Below are 19,217 nucleotides of genomic sequence, written 5' to 3' on the forward strand. Positions count from 1 at the left end.
CTGTCTGGACGCGCAGCCCACACCGTGGCCGACTGCGTCCTCATCACGTTCTTTGGCGCGAGGGTCCGGTTCGGAGGAAGCGTGCGCGGCTGGTTGAATAACGCCCGGTGGTCGGGCCGGCGGGTGCTGTGGCTCGTGGTGCCCGTGGCGCTCACTTTGATAGCGCAGTTGCTCGCGCCGACCCCGGCGTCGACCGTTGCCAAGCCGCGTGGCGCGGATCGTCCCACGACGCAGCGGCAGCCGTCGGTGAAGACCAGCAAGGTGGCCTTCAGGCCGGGTCACATGAAGGCTTCGGCCGGTGCGCAGCCGAAGCTGGAGGGCAGTTGGCCTGAGCCCGGTGTCGCCGTCGCGGACGTGGGCACGGCCACCGGACAGGTCGCCCAGGGCTCTGCGCCGGCGGCCCAGGCGGGGACGCTGCCGGTGTCGGTCAGAGCGGCGAGCGCAGGCACCGGCGCACCCGCGGACAAGCCGAGTGAGCAGCGGGTTCCCGGCAAGGTCAGGGTGGAACTCCTTGACCAGAAGGCTTCTGCCCAGGCGGGCGTGTACGGCGTCCTGCTCAAGGTAGGTGCGGCGGAGGTGGTTTCGACACCTGGTGCCGTTGCGCCGCCCGCCGGTGGTAAGGCATCGGTGACCTTGGACTATTCGGCGTTCCGCGGCATGGGCGGCGCGGGATGGGCTCAGCGGCTCCGGCTGGTCAGGTTACCGGACTGTGCGCTGACCCGGCCCGGCAGTCCTGACTGCCAGCCGCAGTCTCTCGCCACAAGCCGCAACGACGCGTCGGCCCACACGCTCAGCGCGGACGTCGACCTTCCTCCTGCCGGTGCTCCGCTCATGCTGGCTGCGGTGGCGGGGGCGTCCGGCCCCGCGGGCGATTTCGCGGCGACCTCGCTGTCGCCGTCGGCGACGTGGCAGGTGTCCAACCAGTCGGGCGCGTTCTCCTGGAGCTATCCCGTTCGGACGCCGCCTGCGGTTTCGGGACCGTCGCCGAAGATCGGGCTGTCGTACTCCTCGGGGAGTGTGGACGGGCGCACGTCGTCCACCAACAACCAGACTTCCTGGCTGGGCGAGGGGTTCGACTATTGGCCGGGCTACATCGAGCGCAAGTTCAAGTCGTGTTCTGACGACGGGCAGACCGGTAATCCGCCGCCCGGTGACCAGTGCTGGGGCGGCGAGAACGCGACCATGTCGCTGAACGGCTCGGCGACCGAGCTGGTTCGCGATGACAAGACCGGGGTGTGGCGTCCCAAGGACGACGACGGCTCCACGATCGAGAAGTTGTCCGGTGTCGCCAACGGTGACCAGGGCGACAATGAGAACCTGGGTGAATACTGGCGGGTCACCACCGCTGACGGCACTCAGTACTACTTCGGGATGAACCGGCTGCCCAACTGGGTGTCCGGCAAGCCGGAGACCAAGTCCACGTGGACCGTCCCGGTCGCCGGCAACGACTCCGGTGAGCCGTGCCACAAGTCCACCGGTTTCGGGGACACGTTCTGCAACCAGGCGTGGCGCTGGAACCTGGACTACGTCGTCGACCCCCGCGGTAACGCGATGTCGCTGTGGTACGACACCGAGACCAACTACTACGCCAAGAACAAGGTCGCCAAGCCCGCGACGCCGTACATCCGCGGCGGCTACCTGACCCGCATCGACTACGGCCAGACCAAGAACACCATCTACTCGGCGAAGGCCCCCTACCAGGTCGTGTTCGACGTACGGGAACGGTGCTTCAAGAGCGCCGCGGACTGCGCCGACAACAAGTTCACCGAGGCCAACCGCGCCAACTGGCCCGACATCCCGGTCGATCAGAATTGCAGCAAGGACGCGACCTGCGGCAACAAGTTCTCCCCGACGTTCTGGACGCGCAAGCGGCTGGCCGGGATCACCACCCAGGTCCTCAACGGCACTGCGTACAAGCCGGTCGATTCCTGGGCCTTCGGCCAGACCATCGTCGCGGCCGGTGACACCTCCGACCCGTCACTGCGGCTGAACGGGATCACCCACACCGGCAAGGCCACCGGCTCCAACGTGGTCGGCGGGGATGTGTCGCTGCCGAGCGTCACCTTCGGCTACTCACAGATGCCCAACCGGGTGGACGGCATCGGCGACGGCATGCCCGCGTTCATCAAGTGGCGCCTCACCGGTATCCAGAACGAACACGGCGGCGGCACCAACATCACCTACTCACCCATCGACTGCACCAAATCCTCCCTCCCGTCGCCTGAGAGCAACACCAGGTACTGCTTCCCGCAGCGGGTCGGGCGGCCCGGCGCGACCGATCCCCACGACCTGATCACGGACTGGCTGCACAAGTACGTGGTCACCGAGGTGAACGAGGCCGACTATGTCGGTGACGCCCCCGCCCAGATCACCCAGTACAAGTACCTGGACAAGCCGGCCTGGCGCTTCGCCGACGACGACGCTCTCGTGCCGGCCCGGCTCAAGACCTGGTCGCAGTGGCGCGGACACTCCAAGGTCCAGGTCCTGCACGGCGCTCCGCACGCCCAGCAGACCCGTACCGACTACCTGTACTTCCGTGGCATGGACGGCGACCGTGCCAAGGCCGACGGGTCGCAGCTCAAGCCCCCGGTGAAACTCGTCGACTCCGACGACAACCCGTACGCCGACCACGACCACCGGCAAGGCATGTTGCTCGAGTCGATCCAGTACAACGACAAGACCGGCGACAAGGAGCTGTCCGCCACGATCAACACGCCGTGGGAGTACGGCCCGACCGCTACCCACGGCAGCGTCAAGGCATACAAGACCGATGTCGGTCGCACCCGTACCCGCACCGCGCTGTCGAACGGCTTCAGGCGTACTGAGGTCCTCAAGGAGTTCAACAACGACGGGACGATCAAGCAGCAGTGGGACAAAGGCGACACCGGCTCGGGTGTCGGCGACAGCGACGACCTGTGCACCCAGTACACCTACACCGGCAACGCCACGGCGGGCATCTGGGGGCTGAACAACCGGACGTGGACGGTCTCCAAACCCTGTGGCCAGAGCCCGACCTTGCCCGCCGACGCGGTCTCCGATGTGAAAACCACCTTCGACCTGACCTACGGCGAGCCGACCAAGACCGAGGAAGCCGACGGCTACACCGGCGGCAACCCGACCTATGTCACCACCTCTCGCACGGTTTATGACGGCCTGGGCCGCATCAGTGAGACCTACGACGGGTTGGGCAACAAGACCACCACCGGCTACACCGCTCCGGGCGGCGTCGTCACCGCGAGAACGACCACCAATGCGCTGAACCAAGCCTCCACGCAGACCATGGAGCCGGCGTGGGGGCTGCCGACGGTGACCACCGACACCAACGGCAACACCTCCACCTTGCACTACGACGCGCTGGGGCGGCTGATCAAGGCCTGGGGACCGGGGCGCGCCACCGACAAGGCGCCGACGGGTGAGTTCGCCTATCTGGTCAGCAAGACCGCGGCCACCGCGATCACCAGCAAAGAACTGATGCCCAACGGGCAGCAGCGGGCCACGTACCAGCTGTTCGACGGGCTGCTGCGGCCGCGCCAGGCCCAGGGGCCGAGCAGCGGCACCGGCCGCGTGCTCACCGACGTCTACTACGACGACCGCGGCCTGGCCTGGAAGACCAACCACCCTTACCTGGACACCACCGGGCAGCCCGGTACCACCCTGCTCAAGCCGGTCCAGGACAACTCGGTACCCAGCCAGACCCTGACCACGTACGACGGTGCCGGACGGCCTACCGTCAGCACCCTCTACAGCTTCGCCACCAGGCAGTGGGAGTCCTCCACCAGCTATGGCGGTGACCGCACCACCACCACGCCCCCGCGCGGTGGGGTTCTGGCCACCACCATCACCAACGCCCGCGGCAAGCCCGTCGAGCTGCGCCAGTACAAGAACGGCACCGTCAGCGACGACCCCGCGGACTACGACGCCACCAAGTACACCTACACATCCGCAGGAGAGCTGTCCACGGTCACCGACGCGGTCGGCAATCAGTGGAAGTACACCTACGACCTGCGCGGCAACAAGAAGACCGTCGAGCACCCCGACCGGGGCCTCACCACGATCGACTACAACGCCGCGGGCGGTGTCGCCAAGACCACCGACGCCGAGAACCGGACCCTGAAGTTCAGCTACGACCCGCTCGGCCGCAAGACCTTCGAACACCAGGTCGCCGCCGACGGCACCGAGACCAAGCTGGCCGAGTGGACCTACGACACCGTCGCAGGCGGCAAGGGCATGCCTGCCAAGTCGATCCGCTGGTCCGGTGGCCAGGCCTACACCCAGGAGATCACCAAGTACGACGCGGCCTACCGGCCCCTGGAAAGCCAGGTCACCATCCCCACCACCGAGGGCAACCTCGGCAAGACGTACCAGACGAAGCTCACGTACAAGGCCGACGGGAGCCCCGCGACTTTAGCGATGCCGGCCGCCGGAGACCTCGGCCTCGAAACGGTCAGCTTCGGCTACAACGCTCTTGGTCAGGCCACCACGGTGGCGGGCCTGGACGCCTACGCTCAGGGCGCCTCCTACACCGACTTCGGAGAGCTGTCGCAGCTCTCGCTCGCGACCTTCACCTCCAAATATGTCTTCCTGACCAACTACTACGACGGCGCCACACGCCGCCTCACCCGCTCGCGTACCGACCGTGAAACGATCAACTCCGCTGACGGCGACGTCAACTACACCTACGACCCCGCCGGCAACATCACCAAGATCGCCGACACCCCCAAGGGCGGCATCGCCGACGTCCAATGCTTCAGCCAGGACAAGCTCCAGCGCCTGACCCAGGCCTGGACCGCTACCGACGACTGCGCCCAGGCGCCCACCAAGGACAACGCCGGCCAGGTCATCGGCGGCCCGCAGCCGTACTGGCAGTCCTTCGGCTACGACGCCACCGGCAACCGCACCAAGAGCGTCGACCACGACGTCACCGGTGTCACCACCAAAGACCGCACCAGCACCTACGCCTACGACGGCGACAGGAAGGGCCAGCCGCACACCCTGACCTCCCTCACCACTACGTGGGGCGGTGAGGGCGTCCCGGAAAGCGGCACAGCCACCAGCACCTACACCTACGACAAGACCGGCAACACCACCACCCGCAAGGTCGGCGGCGACGACCAAACCCTCGTCTGGGACGCCGAGGGCCAGCTCAGCCAAGTCACCGAACCCGACGGCAACGGCGGCACCAAGACCAGCACCTACCTGTACGACGCCAACGGCAACCTGCTCATCCGCCGTGACTCCGACGGCACCCGCACCCTCTTCCTCGACGGGCAAGAACTCAAGCTCAACGCCACCGGAACGGTGACGGGGACCAGGTACTACAGCCACAACGGCAACGTCATCGCCGTACGCACCGCCAAGGGCCTGTCCTGGCTCATCCCCAACCGCCAGGGAAGCGCCCAGCTCGCGATCGATGCCAAGACCCAGCAGGTCACCCGGCGCCGCTACATGCCCTTCGGCCGGCTCCGCACCAACCCCGTCGACTGGCCCGGCACCAAGTCCTTCATCGGCGGCACACCCGACCCCAACACGTCGATGATCCATCTGGGCGCCCGCGAATACGACCCGGAAACCGGCCGGTTCGCCTCCGCCGACCCGATCGTCGATCACGGCAGCCCGCAACAGATGAACGGGTACGCCTACGCCAACAACAACCCCGTCACTCTCTCCGACCCCACCGGCCTGTCCCCCTGCCACCGCGACGGCAGCCAGTGCGAAGAACCCGGCAGCCCCGGAAACGGCACAGGCGCGGGCAAGGGCGTCGGCAAGGACCGTCACTCGCTCCGACAAGGCGACTACGACCACGAGTACGGAAACTCCTTCGACACCGGCCGTGGCGGCTCCAGCGACGCCGAAGCCGCCGCGGCCAGGCGTCAGCGTCTGGAGGCCGCAGCCAGGGCCATGCGCGAACGCGTCGCCAAAGCCCAATCCCGCATCGCCAACGCCGCCGCGACCCTGGCCAAGATCGCAGCAGACGAACTCGGCATCACTGCCGGCCTCGACTGCCTCACCAAGGGAGACATAGGCGCCTGCGGCGAAACCGTCGTCAACGTCCTCAGCTCGGCGGTCGGGGGACTGGCTGGCAAGCTCCTCAGCAAATACGCCCTCAGATGGGGCAAGGCCGCCAGCCTCATCAAGAGACTCTGGAGCGCCGTCAAAGACATCGCGGGCGGCATCAAGGACTGGTTCGCCGCTCGCCGCGGCCTGAAAGCCGCCGAAGCGGCCGCACGCTCGGCACGCGCAGCCGAAGCAGCAGCATCGGGGTGCAACAGCTTCACACCAGGCACCAAAGTCCGCCTCGCCAACGGCAAGACCAAACCCATCGAAAAGGTCAAACCCGGCGACAGAGTCCTCGCAACCGATCCCAAGACCGGCAAGACCCAAGCCAAAGCGGTCGTGGCAGCCTTCTCCGGCACCCGCTACAACAACATCGTCGGAATCACCGTCGACACCGACGGTGAGCGTGGTCAGCGGACCGGCGTCATCTACGCCACCGAACACCATCTCTTCTGGAACGCAGGGGCCGGCTCATGGATCAGAGCTGATCAGCTACGCACTGGCACGCTGCTTCGCTCTCCGAACGGAACCACCTCGCCGGTCGTGGGTGTGGCCGACTACGCGGCCGGACGAACCGTTCACGACATCACCGTGGCAGACACGCACACCTTCTATGTTCATGCCGGAGCCGTCGCCGTCCTGGTGCACAACGAGGGACCGTTCTGCGGGCGGCCGATCGGAGGAAGGGTCGGCGACGAACTCGGCGACCAGAACTTCCACGGCTCGGACTACACGCTGAATGAGTTCGTGGAGTTCGTCGCCTCACATGCTGGAGATGACAACCCGGTCATGGGTCGACCTACGCGAGGAGAGGCCGAAGAAGTTCTGCGATTCGCTGGCCCCGTTCGCAAAGGTGACCAGAATGCCTCGGACTTCAAATTCAACGGCATGCGAGCCATTATCAATTGGTCGATGCCGTGGAGGAGTACGATCTACTACATGGGCAGGAGGTGAAAACAGAAGTGCAGAAAGAGCATCGCGAGTGGCCGGTCGGCAACTTGGCGGAGGAGTCCGTGAACCGGCTCCGATCCGTTCAGGTTCAGGTCTCCCAGCACAGAACGCTCGATGTCGTTCATCTCATGAGGGCGTGGCGTGCTCACGTGGAAAAACTGGGACGCGACATGTTGCTTCCTGATACGGACATGTCGGTTTGGGGTGCCTACGATCTCATCGCGGCATACATCATCAGAGATTTCCTGGATTCCGCCCTGGAGAAGCTGCCCGTCGATGAGCGGACGAAAATGAAAGCACTTCTGGCTGAAGTCGACGGAAAATTTATTCGGGAGACGGAGAACGATGGCAACGGTCGCGCCGCCCGTCTGGACGAGCGGAATCTGGCGCGTTGCGGCTGGTGGTGGGCAAGAATACCAATCAGGGGCCCGGTCCGCGACGACCTCATCACGCTCACAGGCGGTCTGGGATCCGCGACCTGAGGGTAGTACGAGATCGTTGTCGGCCTCGCCGCCTACACCCAGGACGCCCCCATCAGCGGCATCCTCGTCGCGGGTAACACGGCCCCCTCCTTCACCTACAACAATCGGCAGTGGATGACCTTCCGCCAGCCGCCGTAGACGAGTTGACCGATCCGTGGATCGGCCGCTGCTGGTCGGCTGGTCCTACGGCGCGCCGCCCAGATGGGCCGGCCAGAGGAATTGGTCGGAGACGCGCTGGGGATGCAGCCGGTCTCCATCGGGTTGCGTGAAGATGAACCCGCTGACTTCCACGCCTCGCCCTAGGCAAGCCTGTGGAGTATGCCCCCGCACGGTAGGCGTCACACCCACGGCAGGGTCACCTCGACCCTGAACCCGCCCTCTGGCAACGGTTCCCCGCGCGCTGTGCCGCCGAGTGCCTCGGCGCGCTCGTGGATGCCGATCAGACCGTGCCCGCCGGCGCCGGCCCGCCCGCGCTCCGTGCCCCCCACGCCGTCGTCGGTGACCTGGATGTGCAGCCCGTCCGCCGTATAGCGCAGCAACACCTCGGCATCGGCGTCCTTCCCGGCGTGCTTGAGCGTGTTGGTCAACGCCTCTTGCACGATCCGGTACGCGGCCAGGCCCATGTCAGGCGGCACCTGACGAGCTGGACCCTCGACGCGTAATCGTACGTCGATGGGCAGCCACTCGGTCATCTCCCGGATCGCCTCGATCCCCGGTTGCGGCAGCGTCGGGCCCTCCCGCAGCACGCCGAGCAGCAGCCGCAACTCCGCCAGAGCGGTACGGCCCACGTGCCCGATCGCCTCGACGGCAGCGCTCATCCCGGCCTTGTCGTCGTTCAGCAGCGCGACGCCCGCGCTCGACGACTGGATCACCATGGCGCTCACGTTGTGCGCCACGATGTCGTGGAGTTCGCGGGCGATGCGGATGCGTTCCTCGGCCAGCGCGGCCTGGGCCTTGCTCTCTTCGGCGCGGGCCGCGGCGCGCGCCACCGCCTCGGCCTCCGATCGCCGCAGCCTGCCCAGCCCCCATGCCGCCGCGCAGGTCACGAACGACACCGCGAACAGGTCGTCCGGAGGCTCCGGGAACACCGGCCCTGCCCACATCCGCGCCACCGTCACGACCGTCGGCAGCAGCGTGCCCGCAAGGAAGACAACCGGCCACCGCGAGGACGTCCACCGGCCTGCGGTGTAGAGCACGAGCATGAGCGCGGTCGGCGTGCTCAACTCCGACCACGAGGCGTTCCACTCCGCCCAGATGTCCCACCGGCCACCGACGAACCACAGCGTCCACACCAGCGCCAGCACCTGCACCGGGTACCTGCGCCGCAGGGCGAGGCTCGCATAGGCCAACAGGTCGCCCCAGAACGTCACGGGCAGGCTGCCAGGACTGGCGATGGAGTGATCGCTGTAGGGCACCTCCACCAGGAGGAACGTACAGGCTGCCACAGCCAGCAGCGCATCGGCGAGCTGAGGATGCTCGCTCCACCAGTCCAGGGCCCGCCGAATCATGATCAAACGCTACGGGTCGGTACGTCACGCGCGCCAGCGTCTTACGCCCATTGCATGTCAGCCGACCGGCTTGTCCCGATCGCTCACGTGGTAGGTGCCCTGTGACTCGCACCGTACGCGCGACACCCCACCGTCAGGTGGGTGACGAGCTTTCCCGGCCAGGGGTGATGAGGCCGGATTCGTACGCCAGTGCCACCACCTGGGCGCGGCTGGTGAGGTTGAGTTTCGTCATGGTGCGGTTGAGGTGGGTTTTGACCGTGGCTTCGCTGACGCAGAGCCGGGTGGCGATCTCGGCGTTGGACAGCGCCCGCCCGACCAGTTTGAGCACCTCGACCTCGCGGGCGGTGAGGAGGTGCAGCGCGGGCGAGAGCACGGCGGGGGACGGGTCCGTCTGACTGGTGTAGGCCTCGATCAGACGCCGGGTGACGCTGGGTGCGAAGAGCATGTCACCCGATGCGACAGTGTGGATGGCGGCGATGAGTCGTTCCGGCGGGGTGTCCTTGAGGAGGAACCCCGAGGCACCGATGCGGAGGGCGTCGTAGACGTACTTGTCCAGGTCGAAGGTGGTCAGAATGAGCACCTGGGGCCGATGGTCGCTATCCGTGGACAGGATGCGCTCGGTCGCCGCTACGCCGTTCATGCCCGGCATTCTGATGTCCATGAGGATGACGTCGGGCCGGGTGGAGGCCGCCTGGTCGATGGCCTCCTCGCCGGTCGCCGCCTCTCCGACGACGTCGAGGTCGGGGGCCGCGCGGAGCAGCGCCGCCAGGCCTGCGCGGACGAGGATCTGATCATCGACGACAAGTACCTTGATCATGTATTCGGCTTACCGTGTGACTGAGGAGGTTGGTCGTCCTGGTGCGAGGACGACAGGGGCAGGGTGACCACGACCTCGAATCCGCCTGACGGCTTCGATCCGGCTGCGACCGTTCCCTTGTAGAGCTTGACGCGTTCGCGCATGACGATCAAGCCGTGGCCGTTCTCCTGCGGGGTGGCGGCCGCCCCACGCCCGTCATCGGTGACGCGCAGTTCCAGCTCGGCGCCGTAATGGAGCGAAACCCACGCCGTGGCCGGGCCCGCGTGTTTCAGCGCATTGGTGAGGGATTCTTGAACGACGCGGTACGCGCACAGGTCGATACCGGGTGCCAGCGGTTGTACCGGGCCGGTGATCGACACCTCGACCGGCAGACCCGCCGAGCGCAGCCGTTCCACCAGTTGGTCGAGCCGTTGCAGGCCGGGTGCGGGGTCATAGCCGTCCGCGTCGTCGTCGTCCATGTCGATGCGCAGGACGGACAGCAGGCGTCTCATCTCCCCCATGGCCTCGCTGCCGGTGTCGGCGATGGTGGTGAGCGCGCTGCGTGCGGTGGCGAGATCGGAGCCGAGGACGTACCGAGCTAGCCCTGCCTGGATCACGATGACCGACATGTGGTGGGCGACCAGGTCATGCAGCTCGCGGGCGATGCGCACCCGTTCCTCGGTCACGGCGCGCCGCGCCTTGTCCTCCTGCTCATGGCGCAGCCGTTCGCTGAGGTGGGCGAGCCGCCTGTTGCGCTCGACCAGCATCCGGGTGCTGTTGCCGAACGTCCATGCGACGGCGACCATGATGCTCGTCTGCGCGAGGTTCGGCCAGGTGAACTCGTCCGGGCCGAGGAACGCCGCGTACCACAAGGAGACGGCCGGGGGCAGAACGCACGGGACGGACACGGCAGGCGATCGCCGGCCGGCCACGGTGTAGAGCGCCAGAAGCGGTGCCACCCCGTTGAGCCTGGCATCGTAACCGGCCGCGTGGAAGACGATCGAGGCGGCGCAGGAGACCATCAGCACAGTGACCGGGGCACGCCGGCGCCAGGTCAGCGCGAGGTTGGCCACAAGAGTCAACGCCACGCCGGCAATCTCCAGCGAGCGCCGCGCATAGCCCGGATCGACCGAGCCGTTGGACGAGACGAGGCCGAACGTCAGGGTGACGCCGGCGACCACGACGCCGAACAGCAGATCGGTGAGGAAGGGGTTCATCATGGCGAGCCGTCTGAGGGACGACAGCACCTTTGCGCGCATCAGCGCATGGTAACCGCGACCGGCCGCGTCACTCATCACTCATGCGGCTGACCGCCGCTACAACCTGGGCGGTATGCGCGCGGCACCGTACCGCAGCCGGTTGACCACTCGAGCGGAGCCGATACGCCGGACGTTTCGGTGGTCTCCGCAGCGCATACCGCCTGCTGTCGTCGGCTTTGGACGGAGGGCCCGGCCCGCAGGACCGAAGGGTTCTCATGTTGTGAGACCGAGCCCGCTGGGCGCGCCTCAGCTCACTGCCTGCTTCACCAGCGCGCTGATCCGCGCCTCCACCTCGGCCGTCACCTCGGCCAGGGCGAAACCGGCAGCCCACATCGTGCCGTCGTCCAGGTTCGCCTGGTCGCTGAACCCGAGCGTCGCGTAGCGCGTCTTGAACTTCGTCGCGGGCTGGAAGTGGCAGACGAGCTTGCCATCCAGCGCGTAGGCGGGCATCCCGTACCAGAGCTTCGGTGCGAGGACCGGGGCGCTGGCGGTGATGACGGCATGGACGCGCTCGGCCATGATCCGGTCCGATTCCTGCATCTCGGCGATCTTCGCGAGTACGTCCCGCAGGTCCTGCGCCGTCTTGTCCGCACGTGAGGCACGGCGCGCTGCCTTCTTCTGGTCCTGGGCGTGGTCCTTCATCGCGGCCCGCTCCTCGGCCGTGAAACCCTCGTACGTGCTGCTTGCGGTGCTGCTCATGGTGATCTCCTTGAGGATCTTGATTTTCGGAATCTTGAGAAGGGACGGCTCGTCGAGGGCGCCCCGCTGCGGGTCTCAGGCGGACGCGGTCTCCCAGACGAACCCGTCCAGGTCGGTGAAGGGTCCGGCGTCGCCGCCGAACACGATCCGGTGCGAGCCGGTGCCCTCCTCGGAGACGCCGGTGTCCTTGGCGAGGGCGCGGCGCGGGTAGAGCGCCAGCGTGACGGCCGACGACGGGGTGTCGAACTCGACGTACTTGCCGCCGAAGCTCTTCCCCACGGCCAGGCCGCGGTCGGCGTAGAAGCGCTTGCTCGCCTTGACGTCCGCCACTCCCAGCAGGAGCGCGACCTGGTCGAGGTGCAGGGCGGCAGGGCCGGTGTCCTTCTTCTTCGAGGTCGCGATCTTGCAGATCGTCCCGTCCGGGGCGCGTACGACGCCGCCGTAGCCCCAGAAGCTCTTCGTGGCCGGCTTCAGCGTCGTGGCGCCGGCGTCGAGGGCGGCGGCGATGAAGGCGTCGACGTTGCCCGGCTGGGACACCACGAGTGATAGGGCGAATCCACGGAAGCCGGTCGTCGGCGCATCCGAGGCGCGTACGTTCACGAAGGCCTCAAGGCCGAAGGCTTTGTAGAAGGCGTCCGCGGCGGTGGGGTCGGGAACTTCCAGGGTGATGGATGCGAAGGAGGTCATGGCAGGTCCTTTGGGTGAAGGGGGGTTTGTCGTCTTGTCGGTGGCCGGTGCGCGGCGGATATGGCAGGGGAGGCCGGCGCTTACCGGTCCTGGATGAGCCCGAGGACGTTGCCATCGGGGTCGGTGACGGTGGCCACCAGACGGCCGCCGCCGACCTCGTGCGCGGCCTCCTTCACGGTGGCGCCCGCGGCGGTCAGCTCGGCCAGCTTCGCCTCGATGTCCAGGACGTGCCAGTAGGCCACCGGCGAGGTCATGCCCTGCGGTCCACCGCCCGGCACCAGGCCGATGTGCTGGCCCTCGGCCTCGAAGCCCACGTAGTAGGGCGAGTCGTGCTGCGGCGCGACACCGAGCAGGGCCGCGTACACTGCCTTGGCCTTCTCCAGGTCGGACACGGGGTGCAGCACGGTCTTGATTCCCTGGGTGGACGAGCCGGTCACGGTCACTCCTGTCGGTCGTGGGTCTCATCGACCCGCTGTCTGCGTACTCACAGCTTTGCTTCCGGACCCACCGACCCACATCCGTGGTGACCACGGAACGGACCACGGATCGATGACACGGATCGCGCACGGTGGCCACTGCGGATGGCGGTGCGGAGGAAATGCGGCAAACTGGGACAGTGTTGGCAGCAGTGGAGATCTCGCCTCGGGAAGCCGAGGTACTGGAACTGGTCGGGGCCCATCTCAGCAACGCTGAGATCGCGGCGCGGCTGTTCATCTCGGTGCGTACCGTGGAGAGTCACGTCTCCTCGCTGCTGCGCAAGCTGGAGCTGCCGGATCGGCGGGCGCTCGCCCAGCGTGCGCCCGAGCCCGTCGGCGCCGGCCCGTCTCAACCGGCACCGGTTCTGCCGGCGCCGCTGACCTCGTTCATCGGGCGGGTGAGCGAGCGGGCCGAGCTGATCGAGATGATCAAGGCGCAGCGCCAGGTGACCGCGATCGGTCCCGGAGGAGTGGGCAAGACCCGGCTCGCGTTGGCAGTGGCCGCGGACGCGGCCGGCTACTACTCCGACGGGGTGTGGTTCGTCGACCTGGTCCCGGTCACCGATCCGGGCATGATCGCGACCGCGGTCGCCGGGGCGCTCGGCCTCGGTGAGCAGCCTGGGCGCGACATGACCGAGTCCGTGATCGCCGCGCTGGCCGACCGTCATGCGCTGCTGGTGCTGGACAACTGCGAGCAAGTGGTGGACGGGGTGGCGCTGTTTCTCGAGCGGGTGCTGGGGACGTGCCCTCGAGTGACGGTGCTGGCGACCAGCCGCGCACGGCTGATGGTGCCGTTCGAACGGGTGTATCCGGTCCCGCCGCTGTCGCTGGCCGTCGATGGGCAGTCGGACGCGGTCGCGTTGTTCATGGATCGGGCGGCGGCGGTCGGCCGCGCGATGGATCCTCCCCTGCGCGACCAGATCGCCTCGATCTGTGCGCGGCTGGATGGGATGGCGCTGGCGATCGAGCTGGCCGCCGCCCGGTATCCCACGCTCGGGCTGGACGGCATCACCGCCGCCCTGTCCCACCCGCTGCGGATGCTCACCGGCGGCTCCCGCGCCGATGAGCGGCATCGTTCGGTACGGGGGGCGCTGGACTGGAGCCATGCTTTGCTGGAGCCGGCCGACCGGGCGCTGCTGCGCCGGGTGTCGGTGTTCGTGGCGTCGTTCACCGCTGCCGCGGCGGCGGAGGCGGCCGGGGACGAGGAAGGCCTGGTCGCCGACGGCCTGGCCCGGCTGGCCGAACAGAGCCTGCTGGTGGTGACGGCGTCCCCGAGCGGGACCAAGTATCGGGCGCTGGAGACCATCCGCCAGTACGGGATGGAGCGGCTGTCCGAGGCCGGTGAGCTGGTCGACACTCGATCGCGCCACGTTCGCTGGTGCTTGGCCAGGGCCGCCGAGCTGGCGGTGGCACGGGCGGACTGGCGGGCCCGGTTCGACGTGGTGGCGGACGACCTGCGCGCCGCCCTGGCGTGGGCGGCCGACCAGCCGGAACAGCGTACGGACGCGTACCGTCTCGCCCGGTGCCTGGCGGAGCTGACCTTCACCCGTCGCCTGATCGGCGAGTCTCAGGGGCGCTTTGAGCAGGCCGCCGCGCTTGCCGACGACCCCGCCGCCTCCGCGTCGATGCTCCGGCAGGCCGCGGCCGTGGCCGGCTGCCGGATGCGTGGTGATGACATGGACCGGTTGCACCGCGCGGCCGCGGACGCCGCCCGCCGGTCAGGCGACGCCGCCGGCGCTGCCTGGCACCTGGCGACCGCCGCCAGCAACGCCTACCGGTTCTCCGGCAAGTTCGTACGGAAGCTGCCGCCGGAAGAGGCGATCGCGCTCATCACCCAGGCGCGGGAACTGGCCGGCGCCGACCCGGCCGCCCAGGCGGCGGTGGCGCTGGCCGAGGCCGGGCGGGCGCTCACCGACGCGTTCGGTGCCGCACAGGGCCGGGACGACGACGCGGTCCCGGTGACGGTCGCGCGCGCCGAACGAGCGGTCGAGCTCGCTCACCGCACGGGTGACCCGCTCGCCGAGTCCGCCGCGCTCGATACGCTCGCCGGCGCCCTGAGCTGGGCCGGTGACACGTTCGCCGTCGCCGCCACGGCCCGGCGCCGGGTCACGCTGCTCTCCACCACACCGGATACACCGGCGGGTACCCACGAGCTGATCGAGGCGCTGGGTGAGGCCACCGAGGCGAGCCTCGGCGTGGGGGACCTGCCGGGTGCCCGCCGGTGGGCACGGCAACTCGCGGATCATCCGTTGCTGGCGGAGGTCGGCCATCGTGCCACGGGCTGGCTCCTTGTGGCCGACACGTTGGCGGGCAACGTCGACGAGGTGCTCACCGGCAGCGTTCGGTTCCTCGACGCGTGGCAGCGGGCCGGGAGCCCTGCCAGGTCCATTCTCGGTCCGCCGACAGCTGCGGTGGCGACGATCCACGGCCTGCGTGATGACCAGGATGCCCGGCGCGAATGGAGCGCGGTGCTGGGTCAGCTCGATTCCTCACCGGGGAATACGTACGGCTACGGGGCGGTCTTCGACGCGATGCTTCTGCTCCACCGTGGGCAGGCGCCGGAGGCGCTGGAGCGGATGGCGCCTGAGCCCGGCGAGGTGTGGCAATGGGTCACCTGGATCTGGCTTCACTGGTATGTGGCGCTGCGCGCCGAGGCCGCCGTGCTCGCCAGGGGTTCCGACGCCGGCGACCGTCTGGCCGAGGCTCGGACCGTCGTGGCCGGTAACCCGGTCGCCGGTGCCCTTGTGGAGCGGACGCAAGCGCTGCTCGACCATGACCAGGAGCGGTTGCTCGCCACGGTATCTGCGTTTGACGCCGCCGGCTGTCGCTATCAGTCGGCGCGGACGCTGGTGCTCGCCGGTGGCGACCATGCCGTCCGCGGCGCGGCCGCGCTGGCCGATCTTGGCTTCGCCCCGATGGCCCTGCCCCGGCACCCATGATGATCTCAGAGACGTCGTGAAGACCGTCAGGGTACGCGGCCGACGCCGCAGATGATGTCGGCGCCGGTCGGACCGGCAAGGGACGGGTCCAGCGCGACGTTCGGGCGCCAATCGCTCGTCGAGACCAGACCCGGCTCCAGCATCTCCAGGCCCTCGAAGAAGCCGGCGATCTGTTCGCGCGTGCGCGGGGTCACGTTGCCCGCGCTGGTCTTGCGGTACACGTCGCGGCCCTCGCCCACCACGTCGCTGTCGAGCTCGCCCACGACCACGTGGGAGATGATCAGGTGGCTTCCGGACGGCAGGGACTCGCGAACGGTGCGGACGATGGTCTGGGCCAGGTCGTCGTCGGGGATGAAGTGCAGCACCGCGACCATGATCACGGCCAGCGGCTGCCCGAAGTCGAGGTGGCGGGCGATGTCCGGGTGGCCGAGGATGGCCTTGGGGTCGCGCATGTCGCCCTCGACCACGATGGTGTCAGCAGTCTCCGCCAGCAGGGCGCGGGCGTGCACCAGGACGATCGGGTCGTTGTCGACGTAGACCACCCGGGACCCGGGGGAGACCCGCCCGGCCACCTGATGCACGTTCTCCTGGGTCGGCAGGCCGGTGCCGATGTCGAGGAACTGGCGGATCCCGTTTTCGGCGACCGCGGCCACGGCTCGCCCCAGGAACGCCCGGTTGGCCCGCGCGACCTCTCTCGCATTGGGGGAGAGCCGGATGATATGAGCGGCGGCCTCACGATCGGCGGGGAAGTTGTCCTTGCCGCCGAGCAGGTAGTCGTACATGCGAGCGACGCTCGGCACCGTGACGTCCACCCCGGCCGGCGCCTGCTCGTGATCCGTCATGCCGTCTCCTCACTTCCGGTTCAGCCAAAAAGATCTTAGTTCATCCGTTTAGCTCCCGGGATGTCTTTCAGGCACCGGCGCCGCCGTCCACCGGCACGATCGCGCCGGTCACCATCGAGGCCCGGTCGCTGAGCAGCCACGCGGCCACCTCGGCGACCTCACGAGGCTCGGCCATCCGACCGAGCGGGATCGCTGCCTTGATGTGCTCGACGACGCCGGGGGTCGCCGCCTCCCACATGTCGATCATCTCCGTGGCGGTGCCGCCGGGGGTGATGCCGTTCACCCGGATGCCGTCATGGGCCCAGCTCACGGCGGCGGTCTCGGTGATGCTGTTGAGTGCGCGCTTCATGGCGCCGTACGCGGGGAGGGCGGGGTTCGCGCGGCGGCTGCCGATGCTCGAGGTGTTGACGATCGCCCCGCCACCGTTGCGTCGCATGAGCGCGGCCTCGGCGGTCATGGCGGTCCAGTGCGAGCGGAAGTTCACTGCGAACTGCTCTTCGACGTCCTCATCGCTCGTCGTGTTGAGCGGGCCGGGCTGCTGGCCCACCCCGCCGTTGTTGAACGCGCCGTCGAGCCGTCCGTGCAGCTCCTCGACGCGGTCGACCGCGGCGCGGATGCTCGTACGGTCGGCGAGGTCCAGGGTGACGGCGTCGGCGACGCCGCCGACGGCGCGGATCTCGGTGACGATCCGCTGGAGGGCGTCGGTGCCGCGGGCGGCGAGCACGACGGCGGCGCCCTCGGAGGCGAAGAGCCGGGCCGCTGCCTCCCCGATGCCGCGGCTGGCGCCGGTGATGAACACCACCTTGCCGGTGAGCAGGCCGATGGGTGCGATGCCAATGTTGTGCGTCATGACGCCAGTGTCAGGCCGGCCTCCAGACCGGATGCAGGCACAAGCTGTACCAGGATCCGTCGCCGCGCAGCGTGCAGACTCGGGGTATGAACAAGCAGGAACTTGGGGCGTTCCTCCGTAGCCGTCGCGAGCGGCTCCGGCCGGAGGACGTCGGCCTTCCCTCAGGCCCGCGACGCCGGACACCGGGCCTGCGCCGCGAGGAGGTGGCGGTTCTCGCGCACATCTCCACGGAGTACTACGTCCGGCTCGAGCAGGGCAGGGCGCCGCGGCCGTCGGGCGAGGTTCTCGCCGGGATCGCAGGCGCGCTGCGGCTCACGGACACCGAGTCCGATCACCTCCACGTCCTGGCGGGCACGGCGCCGAGCCGTACCCGGCTGCATCGACGTGACGTACGCCCGAGCATCCTCGCGCTCCTCGAGCGGCTACCGCAGACGGCAGCTTTCGTGACGTCCGCCGCGTTCGAGGTGCTCGCGTGGAACAACCTCGCGGCCGCGCTCATGGAGGACTTCGCCGAGCTCGCCCCGGAGGACCGCAATCTCGCGCGCCGGGCATTCCTCGGGTCGGCGCGCGCCGATGCGACCATGTACGGGATCTCCGACGCCGCGGAGTTCCGGCTGAACGTCGTCATGGAGCTGCGCTCCACCCTTGCCCGATACCCATCCGACCCCACGGTGACCGGACTCGTCGACGAGCTCCGCAACGGCAGCCCCGACTTCGCCCGGCTCTGGGAGCGGCACGACGTGCAGGCCGCGCCGATGCTCACGAAGACGTTCCGTCACCCGGTTGTCGGGGAGATCACCGTCGACTGCGACGCGCTCACGCTCACGGACCGCGACCAGCGCCTTGTGCTTTACAGCGCGCCGCCAGGATCCTCTGGCGCCGAGGCTCTGGCTCTTCTGAACGTCCTTGGACCCGAGGGCGTCAAGGCGAGCAGGTCGCTCTGAGCCGACACGGCCCTTGCTATGGCGATCATTCTCGTGACCGTCCTGCTCTAGTGCCGCCTCGCAGCAGGCGCACCGCCAGCACGGCGAGCCACGCCCACCCGACGATCACCGCGGTGCGCTGCAGGAGCCCGCCGTAGGCGACCAGCGCGGGATTCTGCGCGAACGCGGCCGAGGCCAGCACCATGGCCACCACGAACGCCACCCCGCTGGCCACCGAGTAAACAGCCCACCCGGCTCCCCCTCTCCGCGCGAGCACCACGCACGCCAAGACGAGTGCGACGAACCCCAGCAGTGAGAAGAGATCGTGGAGTGCGGCCTCCAGACTGCTGTGCTCCGGCAACATCGCGGGGGTGCCCGGCGGATACCCGCTCACCGGATCGCTGGTGAACACTCCGGCGCCGATGAATCCGACCGCCCAGATCCCCACCAGGATCGGACCCCAGAGCGCGCCCCCGAGCGCCCGGCGCAGCCCGAAGGCGAAGGCCAGCGACAGCACGCCGGCGAGGATGAAGTTGGCCGCCTGGACCCAGCCGTACTCGCCGAGCGTGAGCGAGCTGCCCGGGTGGCGCAGCGGGTCGTAGTCGGCGCGGACTGCGCCCTGGAGGAGCAGCGCGAGGACGAACAGCGGCCCGGCGACCGCCCCGCACAGCAGTAAGCGTCTGGTGATCCTGTCATGGGGGTCCGCCTGTGGCGCGTCGTGGCCTGGCGCGGGCGGTGTGATGGTTCGCAT

General features: G+C 68.5%; 13 protein-coding genes. 4 read left to right on the forward strand and 9 right to left on the reverse strand.

The window, feature by feature from the left end:
• The first annotated feature begins 81 nt into the window (after nt 1-81).
• Both OHA25_RS15520 and OHA25_RS15525 read left to right on the forward strand, forming a co-directional pair.
• Nucleotides 82-7,008: an RHS repeat-associated core domain-containing protein gene (locus OHA25_RS15520; protein WP_327588265.1), complete on the forward strand. Its 6,927-nt coding sequence runs from the start codon at nt 82-84 to the stop codon at nt 7,006-7,008.
• Nucleotides 6,972-7,487 carry a hypothetical protein gene (locus OHA25_RS15525; protein WP_327588266.1) on the forward strand — a complete coding sequence of 172 codons (516 nt, stop codon included), beginning with the start codon at nt 6,972-6,974 and terminating at the stop codon, nt 7,485-7,487. Before OHA25_RS15520 ends, OHA25_RS15525 begins: the two co-directional genes overlap by 37 nt.
• A 338-nt stretch (nt 7,488-7,825) precedes the next feature.
• On the opposite strand, the gene OHA25_RS15530 is transcribed toward OHA25_RS15525, so the two are convergent.
• From OHA25_RS15530 to OHA25_RS15555, 6 genes are all read right to left on the reverse strand, one after another.
• Nucleotides 7,826-8,995 (reverse strand): sensor histidine kinase, encoded by a 1,170-nt coding sequence (locus OHA25_RS15530; protein WP_327588267.1) that lies wholly within the window; start codon nt 8,993-8,995, stop codon nt 7,826-7,828.
• A 133-nt stretch (nt 8,996-9,128) separates the two neighbouring features.
• The gene (locus tag OHA25_RS15535; protein WP_327588268.1) at nt 9,129-9,812 is read right to left on the reverse strand and encodes a response regulator transcription factor; all 684 of its coding nucleotides are present in this window, start codon (nt 9,810-9,812) and stop codon (nt 9,129-9,131) included.
• Nucleotides 9,809-11,050 (reverse strand): sensor histidine kinase, encoded by a 1,242-nt coding sequence (locus tag OHA25_RS15540; RefSeq protein ID WP_327588269.1) that lies wholly within the window; start codon nt 11,048-11,050, stop codon nt 9,809-9,811. Before OHA25_RS15540 ends, OHA25_RS15535 begins: the two co-directional genes overlap by 4 nt.
• A 246-nt stretch (nt 11,051-11,296) precedes the next feature.
• Nucleotides 11,297-11,749, reverse strand: a complete 453-nt coding sequence (locus tag OHA25_RS15545; RefSeq protein WP_327588270.1) for an iron chaperone — start codon at nt 11,747-11,749, stop codon at nt 11,297-11,299.
• 75 nt (nt 11,750-11,824) lie between these two features.
• Complete coding sequence (locus OHA25_RS15550) at nt 11,825-12,436, reverse strand: glyoxalase (protein ID WP_327588271.1); 612 nt, start codon at nt 12,434-12,436, stop codon at nt 11,825-11,827.
• A gap of 80 nt (nt 12,437-12,516) precedes the next feature.
• Nucleotides 12,517-12,873 (reverse strand): VOC family protein, encoded by a 357-nt coding sequence (locus tag OHA25_RS15555; protein ID WP_327588272.1) that lies wholly within the window; start codon nt 12,871-12,873, stop codon nt 12,517-12,519.
• A gap of 179 nt (nt 12,874-13,052) precedes the next feature.
• Here OHA25_RS15555 and OHA25_RS15560 point away from each other — a divergent pair, with 179 nt between their 5' ends.
• On the forward strand, nt 13,053-15,851 hold the full coding sequence (locus OHA25_RS15560) for an ATP-binding protein (protein WP_327588273.1): 2,799 nt from the start codon (nt 13,053-13,055) through the stop codon (nt 15,849-15,851).
• A 26-nt stretch (nt 15,852-15,877) separates the two neighbouring features.
• On the opposite strand, the gene OHA25_RS15565 is transcribed toward OHA25_RS15560, so the two are convergent.
• Nucleotides 15,878-16,693 carry an SAM-dependent methyltransferase gene (locus OHA25_RS15565; RefSeq protein WP_327588274.1) on the reverse strand — a complete coding sequence of 272 codons (816 nt, stop codon included), beginning with the start codon at nt 16,691-16,693 and terminating at the stop codon, nt 15,878-15,880.
• A 67-nt stretch (nt 16,694-16,760) separates the two neighbouring features.
• Complete coding sequence (locus tag OHA25_RS15570) at nt 16,761-17,543, reverse strand: SDR family NAD(P)-dependent oxidoreductase (protein WP_327588275.1); 783 nt, start codon at nt 17,541-17,543, stop codon at nt 16,761-16,763.
• Nucleotides 17,544-17,629: 86 nt separating this feature from the next.
• Between OHA25_RS15570 and OHA25_RS15575 the strand changes: the two genes are divergently transcribed.
• Nucleotides 17,630-18,487, forward strand: a complete 858-nt coding sequence (locus OHA25_RS15575; RefSeq protein WP_327588276.1) for a helix-turn-helix transcriptional regulator — start codon at nt 17,630-17,632, stop codon at nt 18,485-18,487.
• Between the two features lie 25 nt (nt 18,488-18,512).
• Here the strand turns inward: OHA25_RS15575 and OHA25_RS15580 are convergent, their stop codons facing one another.
• Nucleotides 18,513-19,217: a DUF998 domain-containing protein gene (locus OHA25_RS15580; RefSeq protein ID WP_327588277.1), complete on the reverse strand. Its 705-nt coding sequence runs from the start codon at nt 19,215-19,217 to the stop codon at nt 18,513-18,515.

This window comes from Nonomuraea sp. NBC_00507, assembly GCF_036013525.1.
In the GTDB taxonomy this organism is placed as follows: Bacteria; Actinomycetota; Actinomycetes; order Streptosporangiales; family Streptosporangiaceae; genus Nonomuraea.

Bases quoted from the DNA above. Each gene is read 5' to 3' on its own strand.
- OHA25_RS15530 (WP_327588267.1), bottom strand. From the start codon at position 8,995: ATGATTCGGCGGGCCCTGGACTGGTGGAGCGAGCATCCTCAGCTCGCC.
- OHA25_RS15535 (WP_327588268.1), bottom strand. From the start codon at position 9,812: ATGATCAAGGTACTTGTCGTCGATGATCAGATCCTCGTCCGCGCAGGC.
- OHA25_RS15540 (WP_327588269.1), bottom strand. From the start codon at position 11,050: ATGCGCGCAAAGGTGCTGTCGTCCCTCAGACGGCTCGCCATGATGAAC.
- OHA25_RS15545 (WP_327588270.1), bottom strand. From the start codon at position 11,749: ATGAGCAGCACCGCAAGCAGCACGTACGAGGGTTTCACGGCCGAGGAG.
- OHA25_RS15550 (WP_327588271.1), bottom strand. From the start codon at position 12,436: ATGACCTCCTTCGCATCCATCACCCTGGAAGTTCCCGACCCCACCGCC.
- OHA25_RS15565 (WP_327588274.1), bottom strand. From the start codon at position 16,693: ATGACGGATCACGAGCAGGCGCCGGCCGGGGTGGACGTCACGGTGCCG.
- OHA25_RS15570 (WP_327588275.1), bottom strand. From the start codon at position 17,543: ATGACGCACAACATTGGCATCGCACCCATCGGCCTGCTCACCGGCAAG.
- OHA25_RS15575 (WP_327588276.1), top strand. From the start codon at position 17,630: ATGAACAAGCAGGAACTTGGGGCGTTCCTCCGTAGCCGTCGCGAGCGG.
- OHA25_RS15580 (WP_327588277.1), bottom strand. From the start codon at position 19,217: ATGCGAACCATCACACCGCCCGCGCCAGGCCACGACGCGCCACAGGCG.